Here is a 24,313-nt window from a genome sequence, read left to right as displayed (position 1 = left end):
CAGATGAATAGCACAAATAGACAAAATGTAGCCGATATTTATCCCCTATCGCCGATGCAACAGGGGATGTTGTTTCATAGCTTGTATGAGCCAGATTCAGATGTATATTTCGTCCAATTTAGTTGTAATTTAAAGGGCAATGTCGATGCAACAATATTTGAGCAAGCTTGGCAAAGATTAGTAGAAAAGTATGTCGTTTTCCGTACAGCTTTTATTTGGGAATCATTGAGCCAACCTGTACAAGTAGTGTATCGACAAGTAACTGTGAGAGTCGCTACTTATGATTGGCAACATTTAACCGCACAACAGCAAGAACAGGAATTAGCAGTTTTTTTGGAGAGTGATCAGCAAAAATCCCTAGAATTGTCTGAAGCTCCATTAATGCGCCTAAATCTGATCAAGTTGGATAAAAATACCTATCAATTTGTTTGGAGTAGTCATCATTTATTACTTGATGGTTGGTCTTTATCTTTAGTGATTAAAGATTTTTTAAAGATTTATCAAGAAATTTCTCAAAATCAGATTAGCACTGATCAAACTGTTGTCAGCTATCGCCAATATATTGCTTGGCTACAGCAACAGGAACAAAAACCAGCCGAAGAATTTTGGCAACAAAAACTGCAAGGTTTTACTGCTCCTACTCCTTTGGTCATAGAAAGATCAGCGAATTCAAAAAATAGCAACGTCTATAAAAAACAGCAAATTCAGTTCCCCGCTTCAACCACAGCCACCTGCCAATCTTTTGTTAGGAAAAATCGCTTGACACTGAATAATTTAGTGCAAGCAACTTGGGGATTATTGCTATCTCGCTATAGCCAAGAAACAGATATAGTATTTGGTGCGACTGTATCTGGTCGTGAGACATCTATTGCTGGTATTGAAGCAATGGTGGGATTATTTATTAATACCTTGCCCATGCGAATCCAACTTAAACCGGACACCTCAGCACTGACTTTATTGAAAGATTTACAAGCTCAGTTAGTTGAGTCTAATCAATACTCATATAGTTCATTAGCAGAGATTCAAACTTGGAGTGAAATCCCTAGAAGTGCATCTTTATTTGACAGTATAGTTGTTTTTGAAAATTATCCAGTTGACGCTACTGCGGTCTTAGGCAATGATAGTTTTTGTCTGGAAAATATTCAGGTTTCTCAACAAACTAATTATCCTCTAACATTAATTGCGCTCCCTGGGGAGCAATTACAGGTGCGAATTAGCTATGATACTAACCGATTTGATGATGGGACAATTACTCGCCTATTGGGGCATTTTCAAACCTTACTGGAGGGAATGGTCGCCAATCCAGAGGCGCGAGTTTCTCAATTACCTCTGCTGACAGAATTTGAGAAAAATCAATTATTAATAGACGGTCATAATCCGCAGGTTGATTACCCAGTTACTAAGTGTCTTCACCAGTTATTTGAAGAGCAGGTAAAACGCACACCCGAAGCGGTAGCAGTTGTATATTCAGATCAACAATTAACCTACAATGAATTAAATAATCGAGCTAATCATTTAGCGCATTATTTACAGTCTTTGGGAGTAAAACCTGATCAATTAGTGGGGATTTGTCTTGAACGTTCTTTAGAGATGATTGTGGGGTTATTGGGGATATTAAAAGCGGGTGGTGCTTATGTTCCTCTTGACCCAGAATATCCGATTGAACGGTTAAGCTTCATGTTAGAAGATGCTCAATTATCAGTGCTGTTAACGCAACAAAAGCTAGGAGAAACTCTACCTCAACATCAAGCTTCGATTATTTGCTTAGATACCGACTGGGAAAAAATCGCTGAAAACAGCCAGTCAAATCCAGAAAACACGGTCACTCCAGATAACTTAGCTTATGTTATCTACACTTCCGGTTCCACAGGTAAACCGAAAGGGGTGTTAGTCAATCACTCCAATGTCGTGCGATTATTTACCGCTACAGATGCTTGGTATAATTTTAATAGTCAAGATGTCTGGAGTCTATTTCATTCCTACGCTTTTGACTTTTCGGTGTGGGAAATGTGGGGAGCTTTGTTATATGGTGGACGCTTGGTAGTTGTACCCTACTTAATAACTCGTTCCCCCGAAGCATTTTATCAGCTATTATGTCAAGAAAAAGTAACAATTCTCAATCAAACTCCTACCGCTTTCCGTCAGTTAATTCAAGCTGAAGAATCCTTAAAAGGAAGTTTTCCCTTATCAAGGGGGGATCGTTCATCGACAACAGATAACGATTTAAGCTTACGTTTAGTTATTTTTGGAGGAGAAGCTTTAGAAATTAACAGCTTACAACCTTGGTTTCAGCGCCATGGCGACCAATGCCCCCAATTAGTTAATATGTACGGAATTACAGAAACTACCGTTCATGTGACCTATCGACCATTAAGTATGACCGACTTGGATAGTACAGCTAGTGTGATTGGTCGTCCCATTCCCGACTTACAAGTATATTTACTAGACCAATATTTACAACTTGTACCGGTTGGTGTACCCGGGGAGATGTATGTGGGAGGTGCAGGAGTAACAAAAGGTTATCTCAATCGTCCTGAATTGACCAAAGAAAGGTTTATTTCTAGTCCTTTTGAGAAGGATGAAGTGATCCCCCCAACCCCCCTTAATAAGGGGGGCAATGAGCCGTCAAAATTATATAAAACGGGAGATTTAGCCCGTTATTTACCCAAGGGAGAATTAGAATATTTAGGACGCATTGACAATCAGGTGAAAATTCGGGGTTTTCGGATTGAGTTGGGGGAAATAGAAGCATTATTAGCATCTCATCCCCAGATTTGGGAAACAGTAGTAATAGTGAGGGATGATGCAACAGGAGATAAGCGTCTTGTGGCCTACATTGTGCCACAATCGGAAAAAACGATTACCATTAACGAAATACGGCAATTCCTGAAAGCTCAATTACCCGGTTACATGATACCTAATGCTTTCGTTATTTTAGATGCCTTACCCCTTACTGCTAATGGAAAAATAGATAGTCGAGCTTTACCCCCACCAGAATCTAGTAGTGAACCATCAGACAAATATGTTGCTCCGCGTACCCCGATCGAGGATATATTAGTAACTGTTTGGTCAGAAGTGCTAAAAGTCGAGAAAGTGGGTATAAATGATAACTTCTTTGAACTGGGAGGCCATTCCCTACTAGCCACTAAATTAGTAGCACAGATACGCGATCGCTTGAAAGTTGAACTTCCCCTACGTCAGTTATTCAACTCGGCCACACTAGCAGAATTAGCCCAAGGGATTGAACAGTTAAAACAGGAAAAATCCGATACCATTATTCCAGCCATTTTACCAAGAAAAAGAAAATGAATTTTGAAGAATTACCTCTATCTTATGCTCAACAGCGTTTATGGTTCTTAGATCAATTAGAACCAAATAGTCCCTTTTATAACATTTCCCTGGCCTTGCATTTAGCGGGAAATCTCCAGGTAGATGTCCTCGAAAAAAGCCTACAAGAAATTATTCAGCGCCATGAGTCCCTCCGCACAAATTTCGCCACTATTGAGGGAAATCCTGTACAAGTAATTAAACCAGAAAGTAATTGGCAATTAACGCTTGTCAATGGGAAAGACAGCCCAAAATATCGAGAAGAGCAGGAAATAAAAAAATGGCTAGAAATTCGCAGCCATCAACCTTTTGATTTAGCCAATGACTCCCTGATTAGGGCCACCCTACTTAAGTTATCAGACACAGAACATTTTTTGCTGATTTGTCTGCACCATATTGTCTCTGATGGTTGGTCAATGGGGGTATTTATTGAGGAATTGACAACCCTTTATAATGCCTATACTAAAGGTTTAGAACCTCTTTTACAAGAGTTACCAATCCAGTACGCAGATTTTGCAATTTGGCAAAGGGAATATTTACAGGGAGAAATCCGACAAAATCAGTTAAATTACTGGCAAAAACAGTTAGCAGCAGCACCCGCTTTATTACATCTACCTACGGATTATCCCCGTCCTCTACAACAAAGTTTTCAGGGAGATCGGATAAAATGTATCCTTTCTCCAGAACTTAGTCAAGGGTTAAATAAGCTGAGTCGGGAAAAAGGTGTCACCTTATTTATGACCCTCCTGACCGCATTTCAGACTCTACTCTATCGTTACACAGGACAAACAGACATTTTAGTCGGTACTCCCATCGCTAACCGTACTCGTAGTGAATTAGCTGGGTTAATCGGCTTTTTTGTCAATACCTTAGTCTTAAGAACAGATTTAGCCAGAAATCCCAGTTTTAGCGAGTTATTAAAACAGGTACGAGAAACAGCAACGGATGCTTACGACCATCAAGATTTACCCTTTGAAATGTTAGTAGAAGCATTACAACCTGAAAGAAATATGAGTTATACTCCTTTATTTCAGGTGATGTTTGGTTTAGATAATGAAATTGTAGATAGCATAGATTTAGAAGGAATAAAAGCCACTCGTCAGCCTTTAGAATTTAAGACAGCTAAGTTTGACTTAAGTTTATCCATACAGGTAAAAGAAGCCAGATTAACTGCGATTTGGGAATATAATACAGATCTGTTTGACAAAAGTACAATTGAGCGACTATCAGGGCATTTTGTTAACCTATTAACTGGGATTATTGCTAATCCAGAACAAGCAATTAGTCAATTACCCCTATTGACAGAAAGCGAGACTAATCAGTTATTATTTGATTGGAATCACACTAAAATTGACTACAAAAATGATTTGTGTCTGCATCAGTTGTTTGAACAACAAGTAGAACTAACTCCCCAGGCGATCGCAGTTAAATTAGAAAATGAATTTTTCACCTATCAAGAATTAAATAATCGTGCTAATCAATTAGCCCATTACCTACAATCTTTAGGGGTAAAAGCCGATAGTTTAGTCGGGATTTTTGTTGAACGTTCCCTAGACATGATTATCGGAATCCTGGGAATACTTAAAGCAGGGGGAGCTTACGTTCCTTTAGATATTAATTATCCAAAAGAGCGAATTACCTATATTCTTGAAGATACTCAACTTAGTATTCTCCTGACTCAATCACAACTTCTGGAACAATTACCAGCATTTCAAGGAATAACCATCTGTTTAGACCAAGACTGGTCAACAATTGCCAAACAGAGTACAGTTAGCCCTCTGGTAGAAGTTGATCAGCACAATTTAGCCTATATTATCTACACCTCCGGCTCCACAGGTCAACCCAAAGGGGTAATGATTGAACATCGCTCAGTAGTCAACTATATACTGACTACTATTCGAGAGTATGGTATTACCTCAGAGGATCAAATTCTGCAATTTTCCTCTATCTGCTTTGATGCTTCTGTTGAAGAAATCTTTGTTAGTTTGTTATCGGGTGCGACCTTGGTATTGCGAACAGAAGAGATGTTGCGCTCTAGTGAGTATTTTTGGCAATGTTGTCAAAAATGGCAATTAACAGTTTTGGGTATTCCTACTGCTTATTGGCATCAATTAGCCTCTGAATTAACCCCTGATACCCTGCCAATTCTCTCAAAGATTAAACTAATTGTTATTGGTGGGGAAGCCATTCAACCGGCAAAAGTACAGCAATGGCAAACAGTTACAGGCCAATATTCCCCTCTTTCTCGACTATTAAATGCTTACGGACCAACAGAAGCAACCATTGCGGCGACTTTCTCCGAATTTACTTCACCAACTATAACCAATATTCCCATTGGGCGACCCATCAGTAATACTCAGGTTTATATTCTTGATGCTTGCTTACAACCTGTTCCTGTGGGGGTAGCTGGAGAATTACATATTGGTGGTATGGGATTAGCGCGGGGTTATTTTAATCGTCCAGAGTTAACACAAGAGAAATTTATCCCTAATTCTTTTGAGAAGGATGAAGTGATCCCCCCAACCCCCCTTAATAAGGGGGGCAATGAGCCGTCAAAATTATATAAAACGGGAGATTTATGTCGGTATTTAACCGATGGCAATATTGAGTATTTAGGACGGATTGACAATCAGGTTAAAATTCGCGGTTTCCGTATTGAATTGGGAGAAATTGAAACCGTTCTTAGTCAGCACAATGCAGTAAAAACGGCTGTTGTAATTGCCCAAGAAGATGAGACAAATCAGAAACGTTTAGTCGCCTATATTATTCCCCAAAAAGAGATTATTTCCGCCCCAAAAGAGAAAAATTCGCTTAATGTTACTGAACTGCGGCAATTCCTGAAAGCCAAGTTACCAGAGTATATGATTCCTAGTGCCTTTGTCATTTTGGAATCCCTACCCTTAACGCCCAATGGTAAAATCGATCATCGTGCTTTACCGGCTCCCGAATTCCAAAGCCAAGAGCAGTATATCGCGCCGCGTAACCCCATTGAGGAGATATTATCCTCGATTTGGGCAAAAGTGTTAAAAGTTGCACAGGTGGGGATTCACGACAACTTCTTTGAGTTAGGTGGACATTCATTATTAGCAACGCAACTAATTTCGCGCATCCGTGAGGCTTTTCAGGTAGAAATGCCCTTACGCGAGTTATTTGTTGCACCGACAATAGCCGAATTGTCCCAAGAAATAAAACGGCTTTCCGAAGGAGAACAACCAACTGAACTGCCGATTTTACCCAGGGACAAAACAGCAGAATTACCCCTATCTTTTGCTCAGACTCGTCTCTGGTTTTTGGCTGAATTTGAGTCGAATAGTTCTTTTTATAATATCCCCCTAGCCTTGCGTTTAGAGGGAAACCTGAACTCAGAAATCTTAATTCAGAGTTTAGAAGAAATTTGCGATCGCCATGAAGCTTTACGCACCAACTTTATTACCGTTGATGGTATCCCTACCCAAGTTATACAGACACGAACCTGGACAGTTACGGTTGTTGATTTACAGCATTTATCTGGTAGTGAAAAAGTAATTGCGTCTCAAGAGTTAGCACAAAATCAAGCGATTCAACCCTTTGACTTAGCTGGTGAACCCTTAATCAGAATCACTTTATTGGTGTTATCTGAAACGGAACATCTCTTATTAGTCTGTATGCACCATATTGTCAGTGATGGCTGGTCAATGGAGGTATTTCTTCAGGAACTAACCGCCCTCTATAATGCTTATATTCAGGGTTTATCTTCGCCTCTAAATCCCCTATCTATCCAGTATGGAGATTTTACCCTTTGGCAAAGACAATGGCTGCAGGGAGAGGTATTGCAACAGCAACTAGACTACTGGCAAAAACAGTTAGCCGGCGCACCGGCCCTCCTATCTTTACCAACAGATAGACCTCGACCCAATCAACAAAGTTTTGCTGGGGGACATTTACCCTTTAGCCTTTCTTGGGAATTAACCGAAAAACTGACCCAATTAACCCAGGAACAGGGTGTCACCTTATTTATGACCCTGTTAACAGCTTATGCTGTCTTACTTTACCGTTATACGGAACAGGAAGACATCTTAATTGGTACTCCCATTGCTAACCGTAATCGCAGTGAACTTGAAGGTTTAATCGGCTTTTTTGTCAATACTTTGGTTCTGCGAATTGACTTGTCAGGTAAGCCCAATTTTAATCAGTTATTGGGTCGAGTACGGGAAATGGCAATGGATGCCTATGCTCATCAGGATTTGCCCTTTGAAATGTTAGTAGAAGTCCTACAACCTGAACGAGATTTAAGTCACGCGCCTTTATTTCAAGTGGATTTTCTGCTGCAAAATAGTCCCCCGTCTCCCTTAGAACTAACAGGATTAACTGCCACTCCCCTCACCACGGAAAATGACACCGCCAAATTTGATCTAACCCTGGGTATGGAGAATACCGGTGCAGAATTAAAAGGCGTATGGGAATATAATACCGATTTATTTGATCGCAGCACCATTGAGCGATTAACAGGAAATTTCATCACCTTGCTAGAAGCATTGGTTGTTAACCCGCAGCAGCCAATTTTCCAACTACCATTATTAACCGAAGTAGAGGCAAAAGAATTATTAAAAGACTGGAATGCCACCGAAAAAGCATATCCTTTCCATCAATGTATTCATCAATTATTTGAAGAACAAGCAGCACGAACACCAGCTGCAGTAGCAGTGGTCTTTGAAGGTCAAGAATTAACCTATCAAGAATTAAATATTCAGGCGAATCAATTAGCCCATTATTTACAATCTTTGGGGGTAAATTCAGAAGTTTTAGTTGGCATTTATCTAGAGCGGTCGCTGTTAGTTATTGTCGGATTATTAGCAGTTCTCAAAGCTGGAGGAGCCTATATACCTTTAGATCCAGATTATCCCCAGCAACGGTTGACTTATATGGCAGAAGATGCCCAAATTTCTCTACTGCTAACTCAAGAAAGTTTACTCGATTCTTTGCCAGTAGAAGATGTGGGGGTAATTGTCTTAGATAAATTAGCCGAGATTTTGACAGTTCAAAGTCCAGAAAATCCCCTCAGTGAAGTGGTTCCAGAAAATCTACTATGCCTATTATATACATCTGGTTCAACCGGTAAACCTAAAGGAGTGATGTTAACTCACGCAGCCTTAGTTAATCATAGTTGGGGCATTAGTGAAGTATTCGGTTTAACAGAATCTGATCGCGTTTTACAGTTTGCTTCCTTTGGCTTTGATGTCGCTGCCGAAGAAATTTTTCCCACTTGGTTAAAAGGTGGCACAGTGGTCTTAAGACCAGGGCAAATGTTCGCAACTTTGACTGATTTTGCCGATTTTATTGAACAAGAAAGCCTCACCGTTTTAAATATTACCCCCGCCTATTGGCATGAATGGGCAATCGCCGTTTCCCAATCATTAGCTACTGTACCATCCAGTCTGCGGGTTGTCGCCGTGGGAGGGGATGCAGTGTTACCAGAAACCGTCAATATTTGGCGACAAATGGTCGGAAAACGGGTTCAATGTATTAATGTATATGGCCCCACAGAAGCGTCTGTAACCGCCATAGTTCATGACTTGCTAGATTATCAGTCAGAAAAAATCAATTCAGTGCTGATTGGTCGTCCCATTGCTAATACCAAAGCATATATCTTGGATCAAAATCTGCAACCTGTACCCATTGGAGTTAAGGGAGAATTGCATCTATGCGGTGTTCGTTTAGCGCGGGGTTATCTGAATCGTCCCGAATTAACTGCTGAAAAATTTATTAACAATCCCTTTGCTCATTCACCGTTCAATCGTTTGTATAAGACGGGAGATTTAGCGCGTTATTTACCTGATGGTAATATTGAATGTTTTGGCCGGATTGACAATCAGGTTAAAATTCGCGGATTCCGTATTGAGTTAGGAGAAATTGAAGCGGTAATTAACCAAAATATTGATGTACAAACATCTTGTGTGATTATTCGGGAAGATACTCCGGGGGATAAATATTTAGTCGCCTACATAGTAGCTCATTACGAACGCATACCGATGATTAGTGAACTGCGTCAGTTTCTGTCCAGTAAATTGCCTCTGTATATGGTTCCTCAAGCTTTTGTTTTTCTGGAATCTTTACCCCTTACTACTAATCGTAAGGTAGATCGTCGCGCTTTACCCGCACCAGATAAAATAGGGAATCGCCGGGATCAATATGTAGCACCACGCAATGGAATTGAAGAGATGTTGGTGCAAATTTGGACAGAAATACTCAAAATAGAGCAAGTGGGAATTTATGATAATTTCTTTGAAATTGGCGGCCATTCTCTCCTCGCAACTCAATTAGTTTCTCGGATTCGGAGTTTATTTAAAATAGAACTACCTTTGCGGAGTTTATTTGGTGCAGCTACGGTGGCCGAATTAGCGCATCTCATTGGACAATTACAGCAGCAAAATCTGACGCTAACAGTACCCCCCATTTTACCGAGAACTAAGGATACAGAACTACCTCTATCTTTTGCTCAACAGCGTTTATGGTTTTTAGATCAATTGCAACCAAATAGTGCTTTATACAATATACCGATGGTGTTGCATTTCCGAGGCAACCTCAATCAAAAGGCCTTAGAACAAAGTTTACGAGAAATCTGTGATCGCCATGAAGTATTACGGACTAATTTTGTCACGATTGATGGACAACCGACTCAGATTATTCAAACAACAAGGGAGACAATATCGGTCGTTGATTTACAAGATTTACCCATCCAGGAGCAAGCAGAAAAAACACAGCAATTAAAGCAAAAACAAGCCACTCAACCCTTTGATTTAGCCAAAGAATCCTTAATCAGAATCACTTTAGTGGTGCTATCGGAGACGGAACATTTCTTATTAGTGTGTATGCACCACATTATTAGTGATGGTTGGTCAATAGAAGTATTTATTCACGAACTGACCAGCTTATACAATGCTTACACTCAAAATCATCCCGCAAATTTAGCTCCTTTACCGATTCAGTATGCAGATTTTGCACTCTGGCAAAAACAATGGTTGCAAGGGGATGTCCTACAAAGTCAATTAAATTACTGGCAAAATCAACTAACAGCTGCACCCCCTTTATTATCTCTTCCCACAGACCACCCTCGACCTGCGGTGCAAAGCTTTGTCGGTACTCAGCAAGAATTTTCCCTTTCCCCCAAACTTAGCCAAGCTTTGACTGAATTAAGTCGCCAACAAGGGGTGACATTATTTATGACGCTGTTGGCTGCTTTTGATGCTTTACTGTATCGTTATACAGGGTCAAGTGATATTTTGGTAGGAACTCCCATCGCTAATCGTAATCGCGGTGAAATTGAGGGTTTAATCGGCTTCTTTGTTAATACTTTAGTGATGCGGACGGATTTATCAGATAATCCGAGTTTTAGTCAGTTATTAACCCGTGTTCGGGAAGTGACAATGGATGCTTACGCGCACCAAGACTTACCCTTTGAAATGTTAGTCGAAGCGTTGCAACCAGAACGGGATTTGAGCCATACTCCCCTATTTCAAGTCGCTTTTGTACTGCAAAATACACCTAAGTCTGAGATTGCAATGACGGGATTAACGGTGACAGATTTGCCACCAGAAAATACCACAGCTAAGTTTGATTTAACCTTAGCTATGGTTAGTACGGATGATGGCTTAAAAGGTGTCTGGGAATATAATACTGATTTGTTTGAGAGCAGCACTATTGAGCGATTATCAGGGCATTTTCTCAACTTATTAGGGGGAATTGCGGCCAATCCTCAAGCGCGGATTTCCCAATTACCCTTACTGACAGAAAGCGAGACTAATCAGTTATTAATTGAGTGGAACAATACTCAAGTTGACTATCCTGAGTATAAGTGTATTCATCAGTTATTTGAGGAACAGGTAAAACGCACACCCGACGCGGTAGCGGTGGTCTGTTCCCAGCAACAATTAACCTACAATGAGTTAAATTGTCGTGCTAATCAATTAGCTCATTATCTGCGGAAATTAGGCGTAAAAGCTGATACTTTAGTCGGTATTTCCCTTGAGCGTTCCTTAGAGATGATTGTGGGGTTATTGGGGATATTAAAAGCGGGTGGTGCATATCTACCTCTCGACCCAGATTATCCCAGTGAACGGCTACAATTTGCCATCGCTGATGCTCAACTGTCATTATTGCTAACTCAAGAGGGATTAATCGATAAATTACCTGAACATCAAGCGCCGCTAATCTTGTTAGACAGATTCACAGAAGAAATTAACCAAAACAGCCAAGATAACCTAACAGGAGTAGTAACAGCCAATAATTTAGCTAATCTCATTTATACCTCTGGTTCTACAGGAAAACCCAAGGGGGTAATGGTGGAACATCGGGGACTATTTAACCTAGCTCAAGCGCAAATTAAAACGTTTAACTTACAGTCAAACTCTCGCATTCTCCAGTTTGCTTCCCTCAATTTTGATGCTTCTATCTGGGAAATTATCATGGCAATAGGAGCAGGTGCAACCCTTTATTTAGACACAAAAGACGCTTTAATGCCTGGGTTGCCATTAATGGGGCGATTAAAAGATTATGGTATTACTCATATTACTTTACCCCCCTCAGCCTTAGCGGCTTTGCCACTAGAAGACATCCCAGAGTTACAAACAATTATTGTGGCAGGAGAAGCTTGTTCAGAAGAATTGATCAAACAATGGGCTACGGGTAGAAATTTCTTTAATGCTTATGGACCGACAGAAACCAGCGTTTGTGCCACGGTAGAAAAATGGACAGATGAAAATTAACCCAAGAAAAATTTATTCCTAATCCTTTTGAGAAGGATGAAGTGATCCCCCCAACCCCCCTTAATAAGGGGGGCAATGAGCCGTCAAAATTATATAAAACGGGAGACTTAGCCCGTTATTTACCCGATGGTAAAATCGAATATTTAGGACGGATTGACAATCAAGTAAAACTTCGCGGCTTCCGTATTGAATTAGGAGAAATTGAGGCCTTACTCAACCAAAATGAGGCGGTACAGTCTTCTTGTGTGATTGTTCGTGAAGATAATCTAGGGGATAAACGCTTAGTTGCTTACGTTGTACCGCAACCCGAAATCAACCTGACAATTAACGAAATACGGCAATTTTTGCGAGCAAAATTACCTGATTATATGGTTCCAACTGCGTTTGTCCTTCTTGATACTTTCCCCTTAACTCCCAATGGCAAAATAGACCGCCGTGCTTTACCTGTTCCCGATTTACAGAGCCAAGGTGAATATATAGCTCCCCGTAACCCCATTGAAGAAAAAATGGCGCAGATTTGGGCTGAGGTACTGAAATTAAAACGAGTCAGTATTGAGGATAATTTCTTTGAATTAGGGGGACATTCTCTGTTGGCAACTCAAGTTATTTCTCGATTACAGGAAACCTTTGAGATTGTTTTACCCTTGCGTTATCTGTTTGAATCTCCAACCATTGCTCAGTTAAGTGCGGTAATTTTAAAAGAACTGCAAACAGGTTTAGGGTTAAAGCTACCATCAATTGTCCCCGTTAATCGAGAGGATGATATTCCCCTATCCTGGGCCCAGGAACGTCTCTGGTTTGTGAATCAATTAGAAGGAGAAAGTGGGGCTTATACTATTGATTTAACGATGCGTTTGCGCGGAAATCTCAATATTAAAGCCTTAGAAAAAGCTTTCCAGGCAATTATTCAACGCCATGAACCCCTACGGACTCAGTTTAAGCTCAAAGATAACAAACCAATACAAGCGATCGATTCTAATGTAACCTTCACCTTACCAGTTGTCAATCTGCAAAACCTCAGCCATTCTGAGCAACAGGTAAAAAACCTGTTATTAGCAGCAGCATCCGAACCCTTTGATCTCGAATCAGGGTCAATATTACGAGTCAAATTATGGCAAGTCAAGACAGAGGAATATGTACTATTATTAGCCATTCACCATATTGCGGCGGATGGTTGGTCAATAGGTGTTTTAGTTGACGAATTATCGGTCTATTATCGAAGTTTCTGCACCGGGACAAAAGCAGATTTACCTGATTTATCAATACAGTATGCTGACTTTGCCCTGTGGCAGCGTCAATGGTTAACTAATGAAGTATTAGACCGTCAATTAAGCTACTGGAAGCAACAATTAACCGGGATTCCCCTACTACACCAACTTCCCACAGACCGTCCCCGGCCAGCAATCCAAAGCTTTCGCGGAGGGACGGAGCGACTGCAACTAGATAGTCAACTAACGCAACAATTGAAAAAACTTAGTCAAGAGTCCGGTAGCACTCTCTTTATGACATTACTAGCGGGTTTTGCTGTGTTACTATCTCGTTATAGTCAACAAACAGATGTGGTAATTGGTTCACCAATTGCTAACCGTAACCGCACCGAAATTGAAGGGTTAATTGGCTTTTTTGTCAATAGTTTAGTGTTAAGATTTGATTTATCTCAAGACCCGACCTTTGAGGATTTTCTCGCACAAGTCAGACAAACTACTCAAGATGCTTACGACCATCAAGATTTACCCTTCGAGATGTTAGTCGAAAAATTACAAATTGAGCGCCATTTAGATCGTAATCCTTTAACACAGATAGTTTTTGCCCTTCAGAATGCTCCTAGTTCTCCCTGGGATTTACCCGGAGTAAACATTGAGGAGATACCATCGGGATTTGATTCAGTCAGGGTTGACTTAGAAGTTTACCTCTGGGATGCACCGGAAGGATTAGGCGGTTTTTGCTCTTATAACAGGGATTTATTTGATGCTGAAACTATTGTCCGTATGATGAATCATTTTAAGACTTTGTTGGCGGCAATTGTGGAAAATCCCCGTCAATCAGTAGCTTCACTACCCTTATTAACCCCAGAGGAAGAGTATCAACTATTAGAGGTTTGGAATGAGACAAAAGCTGATTACTCCTATAACAAGTGTATTCATCAATTAATTGAGGAACAAGCAGCGCGTACCCCTGATGGAGTAGCAGTAGTCTTTGAAAATCAACAGTTGACCTATGCAGAATTAAATAGTCGGGCCAATCAACTAGCTCACTATTTACGCTCTTTAGGTGTAGAAACCGAGGTAATAGTCGGTTTATGTGTAGAGCGCTCTTTAGACATGATTGTGGCATTAATAGCCATCCTTAAAGCCGGTGCTGCCTATCTCCCCCTTGACCCAGAATATCCTCAAGAACGCCTACAATTTATGTTAGAGGATAGTCAAGTCCCCTTATTACTAACCCAAAGTTCACTGATTGATAAACTCCCAAATCATCAAGCTAAAACTGTATTTTTAGCTGAAATTTGGCAAGAAATTAAACCAATGAACCGGGATAATTTGACGGGGAAGGTAACAGCTTCTAATTTGGCTAATGTGATTTATACTTCTGGTTCTACGGGTAAACCTAAAGGGGTGATGGTTGAACATCAAGGGTTGTCTAACCTTGCTCTGGCGCAAATTCAGACTTTTGCTGTGTCTTCTCAGAGTCGAGTGCTTCAATTTGCTTCTTTTAGTTTTGATGCCTGTATTTCAGAAGTTTTAATGGCTTTGGGAGCAGGAGCGACACTTTATTTGGCAAGTAAAGAAAATTTAATGCCCGGTTTACCCTTAATCAAGCAATTACGGGAGAATAAGATTACTCATATTACTCTACCGCCATCAGCTTTAGCGGTTCTGTCTTGGGAAAATCTTTCCTCTCTGCAAACTATTATTGTCGCCGGGGAAGCTTGTTCTCCTGAATTGGTGAAAAAATGGTCCCAGGGACGAAATTTCTTTAATGGTTATGGACCCACAGAAGGAAGTGTTTGTGCAACGGTAGCTAAATGTACGCCGGTTGATGAAAAAATAACTATTGGTCGGCCAATTCCTCATGTGCAGGTTTATATTTTAGACTCGCATTTACAACCAGTTCCTATCGGTGTACCGGGGGAATTACATATCGGAGGATCAGGGGTAGCCAGAGGTTATTTGAATCGCCCAGAATTGACCGCCGAGAAGTTTATCTCTAACCCGTTTGTCTCCCTTGATCCCCCCCTAACCCCCCTTGATAAGGGGGGAGAGCAGCCGTCAAAATTATACAAAACGGGAGATTTAGCCCGTTATTTACCCGATGGTCAGATTGAATATCTGGGACGGATTGACAACCAAGTTAAAGTGCGGGGTTTCCGTATCGAGTTAGGGGAAATTGAAGCCGTTTTGGGCCAACATCCCTTAGTACAAGAAGCGGTTGTGATTGCGCGTGCTGACCATCCGAGCGATAATACATCTGAAACCGAACTGAATACTAACCTAGTAGGGTATTTAGTTCCTGCTCTCAAGGATCAAGTTTTACCCGAACAGCTTGCTCAATGGCAGAGTGAATATGTTAGTGATTGGCAAAAAATTTACGAAGAATCCTACAGTAAACCCCAACCTCAAACCGAGGACCCCACTTTTAATATTAGTGGTTGGAATAGTAGTTATACCGGACAAGCTATTCCCGATGCAGAAATGCAGGAATGGGTTGATCAGACAGTGAGCCGAATTTTAGGAAATCAACCACCGCAACGAGTGTTAGAAATTGGTTGCGGAAGTGGATTATTGCTATTCCGTGTGGCGAAACATTGTCAGGAATATTGGGGAGCAGATTATTCCGCTGCTACTATTAATAACCTAGAACATTTATGTAGCACAATTGAGGGTTTAGAGGGCAAAGTAAAATTATTACACCGAACAGCCGATGATTTTACCGGCATTCCCCAAGCTACTTTTGATCGAGTAGTAATTAACTCTGTGGTTCAGTATTTTCCTAGTGTGGATTATCTATTACAAGTTATCGCAGGAGCAGTCAAGGCGATTGCAGATCGGGGTAAGATTTTCCTAGGTGATATCCGTAGTTTGTCCTTACTAGAGCCTTACCATGCCGCGGTACAGTTAGCTCGCACTGAAGCTAATAAAACCCTTGAAGAATGGCAAAAACAGGTGAATCAAAGTGTAGCTACCGAAGAAGAATTGTTAATTGCACCTCAGTTCTTTATCGCGCTTAAACAACGTTTTCCGCGAATTTCTTGGGTAGAAATTGCACCGAAACGGGGTCAGGCTGACAATGAGTTAACCCAATTCCGCTATGATGTTACTTTACATCTGGATACTGATGGGCAAAAAACGACAATTCCTTGGCTAAATTGGCAGCGGGATCGGTTTTCTTTAGCGCAACTGCAAGATAAACTAAAACTGGAACAACCAGAATATTTAGGCATCAGAGATGTACCCAATCAACGATTACAAAAGGCACTACAAATTTTAGACTGTTTAGAAAATCCTCCTGGGGTAAAAACGGTGGGAGAATTGCGGCAATTGTTAGCAAAAAATAGCGGGATAGGGATTAATCCTGAGCAAATGTGGCAACTGGGAGAACAGTTAGGTTACACTGTTCATCTCAGTTGGTGGGAAGGTAGTCAAGATGGTTCTTTCGATGTGGTTTTCTGTCGCCAGAATGCCATCCTAGAACCGATAATAAATAAAATTGATCAACAACCATACCCCAATTTTTGGGATGATGAGAGGATTATTCCCAAATCCTGGACTGATTATACGAATAATCCTCTATATGGTAAATTAGTCCAGAAGCTGATACCACAGGTGCGGGAATTTGTCCAACAAAAGCTACCTAGTTATATGGTTCCCCAGGCTTTTGTTTTGCTTAATACCCTACCTTTGACTCCTAATGGTAAAGTAGATCGGCAGGCTTTGCCTACACCCGATACAGCTACACGCAATTTAGCTACGGGATTTCTCGCACCTCGTACCCCGATTGAAACTCAAATAGCTCAAATTTGGAGTGAAGTTTTGGGAGTCGAACGTATTGGGATTAAGGATAATTTCTTTGAATTGGGAGGACATTCTTTGTTAGCAACTCAGGTTATCTCCCGTTCCCGCGATCTTTTCTCGGTGGAATTGTCTTTACAAAATTTGCTGGAATACCCAACCATCGCTAATTTAGCCCAAATCATTGAAGTTCTTACCGTTGCACCGGGAGAAACAGCTATGACTGAAACCTTAGAAGATTATGAGGAAGGTGAACTATGAAAACAGTTGAATTTTTAGCTTATCTCAACAGTTTACAAATTAATCTATGGGTTGAAAATGATAAACTACGCTATCGTTCACCCCAAGGAGTAATGACCCCAGAATTATTGGGAAAGTTAAAAGAGCGGAAAGAGCAATTAATTGCTTTATTGCGCCAAAAAGCTGAGGATTTAGGTGAAGCAGAAGTTTATGATGTCGTCATTTGTGGCGGTGGATTAGCTGGTTTAACCTTAGCAAGACAGTTAAAACTGCAAAAGCTGAATATTTCTGTCATTGTTCTCGATAAAATAGCTCGTCCTTTACCAGAAGCCAGTTTTAAAGTGGGAGAGTCAACGGTTGAAGTGGGGGCTTTCTATTTAGCGAATACGCTTCAATTAACAGATTACTTTGAAGAGCAACATTTAGTTAAACTAGGATTGCGATATTTCTTTAACAATAGTGCTACTAATTTTCAAGATAGACCCGAACTAGGTCTATCCGAGTTTCATCTTCCTAATTCCTATCAAATTGATCGGGGTAAATTAGAAAACGATTTACGCGCCTTTAATGTCGAAGCAGGAGTAGAATTACGCGAAAATTGTTTAGTTAATGAGATTGAACTCGCCGTTGGGTTACAGCAACATCATAAAATTGTTTATACTCAAGACAAGGGAGATCACAAAAAAACTAACGTCATTCAAGCTAGATGGGTCGTTGATGCAATGGGTCGCCGTCGTTTTCTGCAAAAAAAATTAGGCTTAGATAAACCTAATAATGCTCAATTTGGTGCTGTTTGGTTTCGGGTTGAGGGTCGCTTTGATATCAGCGATTTTGTCCCTAGTAGTGAAGAAAAATGGCATAATCGTGTTCCCAATAAAAACCGTTACTATTCTACCAATCATTTATGCGGTGAAGGTTACTGGGTTTGGACAATTCCTCTATCCACAGGTCATACCAGTATTGGTATTGTCGCTCGCCAAGATATTCATCCTTTAAAGACTTATTATAACTACGAACTGGCTTACCAATGGTTACAGAAAAATGAGCCGACTTTGGCTTTTCACTTAGCCGATAAACAACCGGAAGACTTTAGGAAAATGCCCAAATATAGCTACTCATCTAAACAAGTATTTTCCTACAATCGTTGGGCTTGTGTCGGTGAAGCAGGGACATTTCCCGATCCTTTTTATTCTCCAGGTACCGATAATATTGGCTTTGGTAATTCCTTAACAACTCAGTTGATTACCCTTGATCTAGAAGGTAAACTGACGCAGGAAAAAGTCAAAGATGCAAATCACTTTTATCTAAGCTATAGCGATGGAGTAACCTTGAATATTCAAAACGCCTACAATTGTCTGGGTAATGGCATGGTGATGGCAACAAAATTTATCTGGGATACGTTATCAGGCTGGACGTTTAGTGGTTTGATGATGTTTAACTCTATCTACCTTGACCAAGAATTTAGAACGAAAGTTCAACAGATCAGTAGCAAATTTTTCCCACTTTCCTATCGAATGCAACAGTTATTTAAGGATTGGGCGAATCAATCTTTACATCGGGTTAATTTTGAATTTATTGACTATTTAGCAATTCCTTTTGTCGAGGAACTGCGATCACGAAATTTAAGATACAACCAAACTGAGTCGGAAATCATTGAAAACTATCTCAGTAGCTTAAAATTGTTAGAGGAGGTAGCTCAAGTTATGTTTCACCTAGCTCTAGAAGATATCATGCCAGAAATGTTACCAAAAGTTAGCTCTAATTCTTGGTTAAATGCCTGGGCAATTAGTCTAAATGCTAGTAAATGGGAATCTGATGGACTTTTTGCTCCTAAGAGTGAACCTCGTAATTTAGACCTAATTAAACAACAACTTTGGGAGGCAATTGGTAAGTGAAAGTAGGAGATTTTTTAGCGTATTTGAAGGGTTTAGAGATTAAACTATGGCTGGAAGGCGAAAAACTTCGTTTTCAGGCTCCCAAAGGGGTTATGACCCCAGAAATTAAAGAAGAAATCGCCGCCAAAAAACCTGAAATTTTGGACTTTTTAAGAGCGGCAAAAATCCCAACTAATACTGTTGAGTTAGAGATTATTCCTGTGTCACGGGATCAGGATTTACCCCTCTCTTTTGCTCAACAACGACTCTGGTTTCTGCAGCAACTTTCTCCCGATAGTCATTCCTATAATCTGTTGGACGCTTTACGGTTAGAAGGAAACCTCAATCTATTAGCTTTAGAACAAAGTCTCAGTGAACTGATTCGCCGTCATGAAATTTTAAGAACCACTTTTCCTATGGTAGAAGGGCAACCAATTCAGCGCATTGCTCCCCCTTCAACCGTAAGTTTACCCCTGGAAGATTTACAAGGTTTATCAAAGAATGAACAAACAGAACATCTGCAAGAAATAGCGATTGCTTTCTCCTTAAAACCCTTTAATCTAGCCAAGGAATCATTAGTCCAATTTAAGTTACTTAAACTGGGTTTTCAAGAGTATGTATTGCTGTTGAAGATGCACCATATTATTTACGATGGTTGGTCTTTGAGCATATTCTTTGGTGAATTATCTCAACTTTATGCGGCCTTTGTCCGGGGGTTGCCTTCCCCTCTCCCTGAATTATCGATTCAATACGCCGATTTTGCCGTATGGCAACGTCAATGGCTCACCGGTGAAGTCTTAGAACGTCAACTTAATTACTGGCAAAAACAGTTACAAGATGCACCTACTATTTTAGAATTGCCGACGGATTATCCCCGTCCTCCAATTCCTAGTTTCCGGGGTGATGGGCAGGTTTTTCGCCTGAATCAAGACTTAACGCAACGCCTCAAAAGGTTAAGTCAGGAGTCAGGAGCAACACTATTTATGACTTTACTGGCGGCTTTTTTTGTCCTAATTTCTCGTTATAGTGGTCAATTAGATGTTTTGGTAGGTTCTCCCATCGCTAATCGTAATAGTTCGGCAATTGAGAAATTAATGGGCTTTTTTGCCAATACTTTGGCTTTAAGGGGTGATATGTCGGGAAATCCGAGTTTTCTGGAGTTATTAGAACGAGTAAAGCAAACAACTTTATCAGCTTATGCTCATCAAGATTTGCCTTTTGAAATGTTAGTAGAAAAATTACAATTAAACCGAGATTTAAGTCACAATCCTTTGATACAGGTGATGTTCTCACTGCAAAATACTCCCCAATCTGAGGCCAGTTTATCTGGCTTAAAGATGGAGAGTTTGCCTTTATCTGTTGAGCTTAAAGCGCGATTTGATTTAGAGGTAAATTTTTGGGAAGTTTCTGATCGTTTAGAAGCGGTTTGGTGTTATAGTACGGATTTGTTTGATGCCCCCACCATTAACCAAATGGGTCAACATTTTCAGAATCTCTTAACTGCGATTGCAGCTAATCCCAATATGGGAATTTTTGAGTTATCGATGTTAAGTGATGAAGAACGTTATCAATTGTTATCATTGTGGAACGAAACTCACACAGATTATCCCTCTGATAAATGTATTCATCAGTTATTTGAAGAACAGGTAAAACGCACACCCGACGCGGTAGCAGTGGTATGTTCAGCTCAACAATTAACCTACAATGAATTAAATTGTCGTGCTAATCAATTAGCTCATTATCTGCAAAAATTAGGAGTAAAACCAGAGGAATTAGTGGGGATTTGTCTAGAGCGTTCTTTAGACATGATTGTGGGATTATTGGCTATTCTTAAAGTCGGTGGAGCTTATGTTCCTATTGACCCAGATTATCCCCAAGAACGCATTAGCTTTATGCTCCAAGATACCCAAGTTAAAATACTGTTAACCTGCGAATCTTTACAGAATTTCTTGCCAAATCATCAGGCTATTGTTGTCTGTTTAGACAAAGATTGGCAACAAATTAATCAGGCAAGTCAGGAAAATCTTAACAGCACAGTTTCTGCGGATAATTTAGCCTACGTTATTTATACTTCTGGTTCTACAGGAATACCCAAGGGTGTTATCGTCACTCATCAAGCAGTTAATCGACTGGTATTAAATACTAATTACATCCAGTTTACTCCTGATGACCGCGTTGTTCAAGCGTCTAATATTGCTTTTGATGCCGCTACTTTTGAAATTTGGGGGGCTTTACTTAACGGTGCTAAGATTATTATTATCGCTAAATCAGTTTTGCTCTCACCCCAAGAATTGGCACTAAGCTTAAAGGAAAATCGGATTAGTGTCTTATTTTTAACCACAGCACTTTTTAATCAGTTAGCCAATTTAGTTCCCCAAGCTTTTAGTAACTTACGCTGCTTACTATTTGGGGGTGAAGCAGTTGAACCAAAATGGGTACAAGAGGTACTAGAAAAAGGTGCGCCGCAACGGTTGCTTCATGTCTATGGGCCAACGGAAAATACAACGTTTTCTTCCTGGTATTTAGTGGAAAACGTAGCTTCTACAGCCACAACTATTCCATTAACCCAAGAAAAATTTATTCCTAATCCTTTTGAGAAGGATGAAGTGATCCCCCCAACCCCCCTTAATAAGGGGGGCAATGAGCCGTCAAAATTATATAAAACGGGAGACTTGGCCCGTTATTTACCCGATGGTAATATTGAATATGTAGGACGGATTGACAATCAAGTAAAAATTCGCGGCTTCCGTATTGAATTGGGAGAAATTGAGGCTGTACTTAGTCAAAATCAGGCGGTACAGTCTTCTTGTGTGATTGTTCGTGAAGACAATCCGGGGGAAAAACAATTAGTTGCCTATATTGTACCTAAGCTAGGAGTAAAGCTAACAAGTGGCGATTTGCGTCAATTTCTTAGCCATAAATTGCCCGGTTATATGGTTCCTGGTGCGTTTGTGCTGCTGGAGTTTTTCCCTTTAACAGCTAACGGAAAAATTGATCGCCGTGCGTTAAAAGCTCCTAGTAACCCCAGTGATTCAGACAGATTTATTGAAGCGCGTAATCAGTTAGAATTAAGCCTAGTACAAATTTGGTCAAAAGTGCTAAAAATTGACAAAGTTAGCGTGCAGGATAACTTTTTTGATCTCGGTGGTCATTCCCTGTTGGCTCCTTATTTAATAACTCAAATTAAGGAACAGTTGGGCGAAGAAATTGCCGTAACAACACTGTTTCAAAACCCAACTATTGAACAGTTAGCGACTATTATTAAAACCGGTTTAGATCCATCTAATCAGTCTTATTTTGTTCCCATTCAACCTCATGGTTCAAAGCCGCCTTTCTTCTGTGTCCCTGGGGCCGGGGGACGACCATTTTATTTTTACCATTTAGGACGTTATTTAGGAAAAGATCAACCTTTCTACAGTTTTGAAAATGATCTCTATCAACAGTTTGGAGAAATCACTCGCATTGAGGATATAGCCAGTATTTATCTTAAAGCCATGCAGGATTTACAACCCCAAGGACCCTACTTTTTGGGAGGACATTCCTACGGTGGTAATGTGGCTTTTGAAATGGCTCAACAGTTGGTTAATCAGGGTGAACAAGTGGCATTACTAGCAATCATTGATTCTTCAGCACCCACTTATAAAGACAAACAAATTTTGCTTGATTATATTAATTGGGATCATGCGCGGTGGTTAGCCGAAGTCAGCAAAGGTATCGAAGTTTATTTAGATAAAACCATCGATATTTCCTATGAAACTCTTCAACTCTTAACAGTGGAGGAACAATTAAAATACGCCTTAAACTTTTTTAAACTGGCTAATATGCTTCCTCCCAATGCGGAAACTAGGCAGCTTGCAAAAATTGTCCAAGCCTATAAAACTAGCTGTTTATGCCTGATTGATTATCTCCCTAAACAGACTTATCCTGGTAAAATTACGATTATACGGGCCAGTGAGGAATTATCTGATGATCCAAATAAAGATTTAATAGCTGGAGATTGCGAGGATTCCTCTTTAGGCTGGAGTGAATTTTCTACAGAGCCAGTTGAGATTCATTTCGTCCTAGGAAATCATGTCTCGATTATGGTGGAACCCCATGTCCAGATTTTAGCCGAAGAGTTAAAAGTTTGCCTTGAGATTTGATACCAAATCCGTTTTTAAGACTATGGTTAACTGCCAATTCAACTTTAAAAACTCAGTTATCAATTTTTTCTCCCCAATCTCATCTATCTTTTAAACAGGATTTAATCTAAGAACTGACGATTTTCTACAAGTTGTGTGAACGGTAAGACTAATGTAAAATGCTGCAAGGCATCTGATTGCTAGACAGCCAATTTGTATTCTTTTGCCTTACCATGGATTTTATATGACTGAAATCCCGACCAACCAATCCAACTTAGTGATTTTAGGAGTCTCATCAATGACGGAAACTACTGAAACGGCCATTCCCAATGATTTTCTCGGAATTAATCCCACAGACATCAACAAAAAACTTGTCTCCTGGGGAATTTCTCTCGATGAAGTTGTTCAAAAACTTGCATCTCTAGGACTCCCCGGCATTATTTTCATTATTGCTGTTGCCGCATCCGGTGGTACTGCCTATCCGATGATTTACGCACTTTTTGGGTTAGGCGGTCCGCTGGGACTAATTGGTGGACTTGGGGTCTTAGGCATCTCTACCATTATTGGCGACATTGTTACGCGTTATGGCATTGAGGCACTGCTTAAAACGGTCTATCTCAAACGTCGTGAAACAGAAACTCAAGAATATCTCATCAATGAGGTGGAAGGTTTGCCAATTTCTCAAGTTCTAAAACTTAACCTGAAAAAGGCTATTGAAGTAGAAATTGCTACCGAAGAACCTGTGGCTCCCAAAGAAGTCGAAATTGCTGAAGAGTAGTTTTAACTTGACTAAGCACTGCTGCCTCCACTGGTCAATTGACTTGTTTAGCAAACCCTAAATAGGGTCTGCTGAAAAAGTTTTTCCTAGGGGCAGGGTGTAGGGTGTAGGGTGTGGGGTTTTACCGATTTTGAGGGGGTCAATTACCTAATTTTCAGGGAAAAAGTAGCTGAATTTCCCCCTGATCACTCCCATATCTGGTACTTTTGGATTTCAAAAAAGG

4 protein-coding genes and 1 pseudogene are annotated in these 24,313 nt (G+C 40.3%); all 5 read left to right on the top strand.

Going from position 1 to position 24,313, the window contains the following annotated elements; all coding sequences use genetic code 11:
- Positions 1-3: 3 nt before the first annotated feature.
- The 5 genes and pseudogenes from LW728_RS08310 to LW728_RS08290 all read left to right on the top strand — a co-directional run bounded on the left by LW728_RS08310 (position 4) and on the right by LW728_RS08290 (position 24,090).
- Entirely contained in the window at positions 4-3,309 is a 3,306-nt protein-coding gene (locus LW728_RS08310; RefSeq protein ID WP_287766210.1) for a non-ribosomal peptide synthetase, read from the top strand.
- A pseudogene (locus LW728_RS08305) lies at positions 3,306-17,338 on the top strand (amino acid adenylation domain-containing protein). The gene LW728_RS08310 and the pseudogene LW728_RS08305 overlap by 4 nt, the downstream one beginning before the upstream one ends.
- Positions 17,335-19,212 (top strand): TubC N-terminal docking domain-related protein, encoded by a 1,878-nt coding sequence (locus LW728_RS08300; protein WP_287766207.1) that lies wholly within the window; start codon positions 17,335-17,337, stop codon positions 19,210-19,212. Before LW728_RS08305 ends, LW728_RS08300 begins: the two are co-directional and overlap by 4 nt.
- Complete coding sequence (locus tag LW728_RS08295) at positions 19,209-23,333, top strand: condensation domain-containing protein (protein WP_287766205.1); 4,125 nt, start codon at positions 19,209-19,211, stop codon at positions 23,331-23,333. Before LW728_RS08300 ends, LW728_RS08295 begins: the two co-directional genes overlap by 4 nt.
- A 277-nt stretch (positions 23,334-23,610) precedes the next feature.
- Positions 23,611-24,090 carry a hypothetical protein gene (locus tag LW728_RS08290; protein ID WP_287766236.1) on the top strand — a complete coding sequence of 160 codons (480 nt, stop codon included), beginning with the start codon at positions 23,611-23,613 and terminating at the stop codon, positions 24,088-24,090.
- The last annotated feature ends 223 nt before the right edge of the window (positions 24,091-24,313 follow it).

It is taken from the genome of Microcystis sp. 49638_E5, assembly GCF_021300285.1.
GTDB lineage: Bacteria > Cyanobacteriota > Cyanobacteriia > Cyanobacteriales > Microcystaceae > Microcystis > Microcystis aeruginosa_C.
The sequence above is the reverse complement of the archived record's forward strand: the minus strand, read 5'-3'. Positions and strand labels throughout refer to the sequence as shown.

Bases quoted from the DNA above. Each gene is read 5' to 3' on its own strand.
- LW728_RS08310 (WP_287766210.1), top strand. From the start codon at position 4: ATGAATAGCACAAATAGACAAAATGTAGCCGATATTTATCCCCTATCG.
- LW728_RS08300 (WP_287766207.1), top strand. From the start codon at position 17,335: ATGAAAACAGTTGAATTTTTAGCTTATCTCAACAGTTTACAAATTAAT.
- LW728_RS08290 (WP_287766236.1), top strand. From the start codon at position 23,611: ATGACGGAAACTACTGAAACGGCCATTCCCAATGATTTTCTCGGAATT.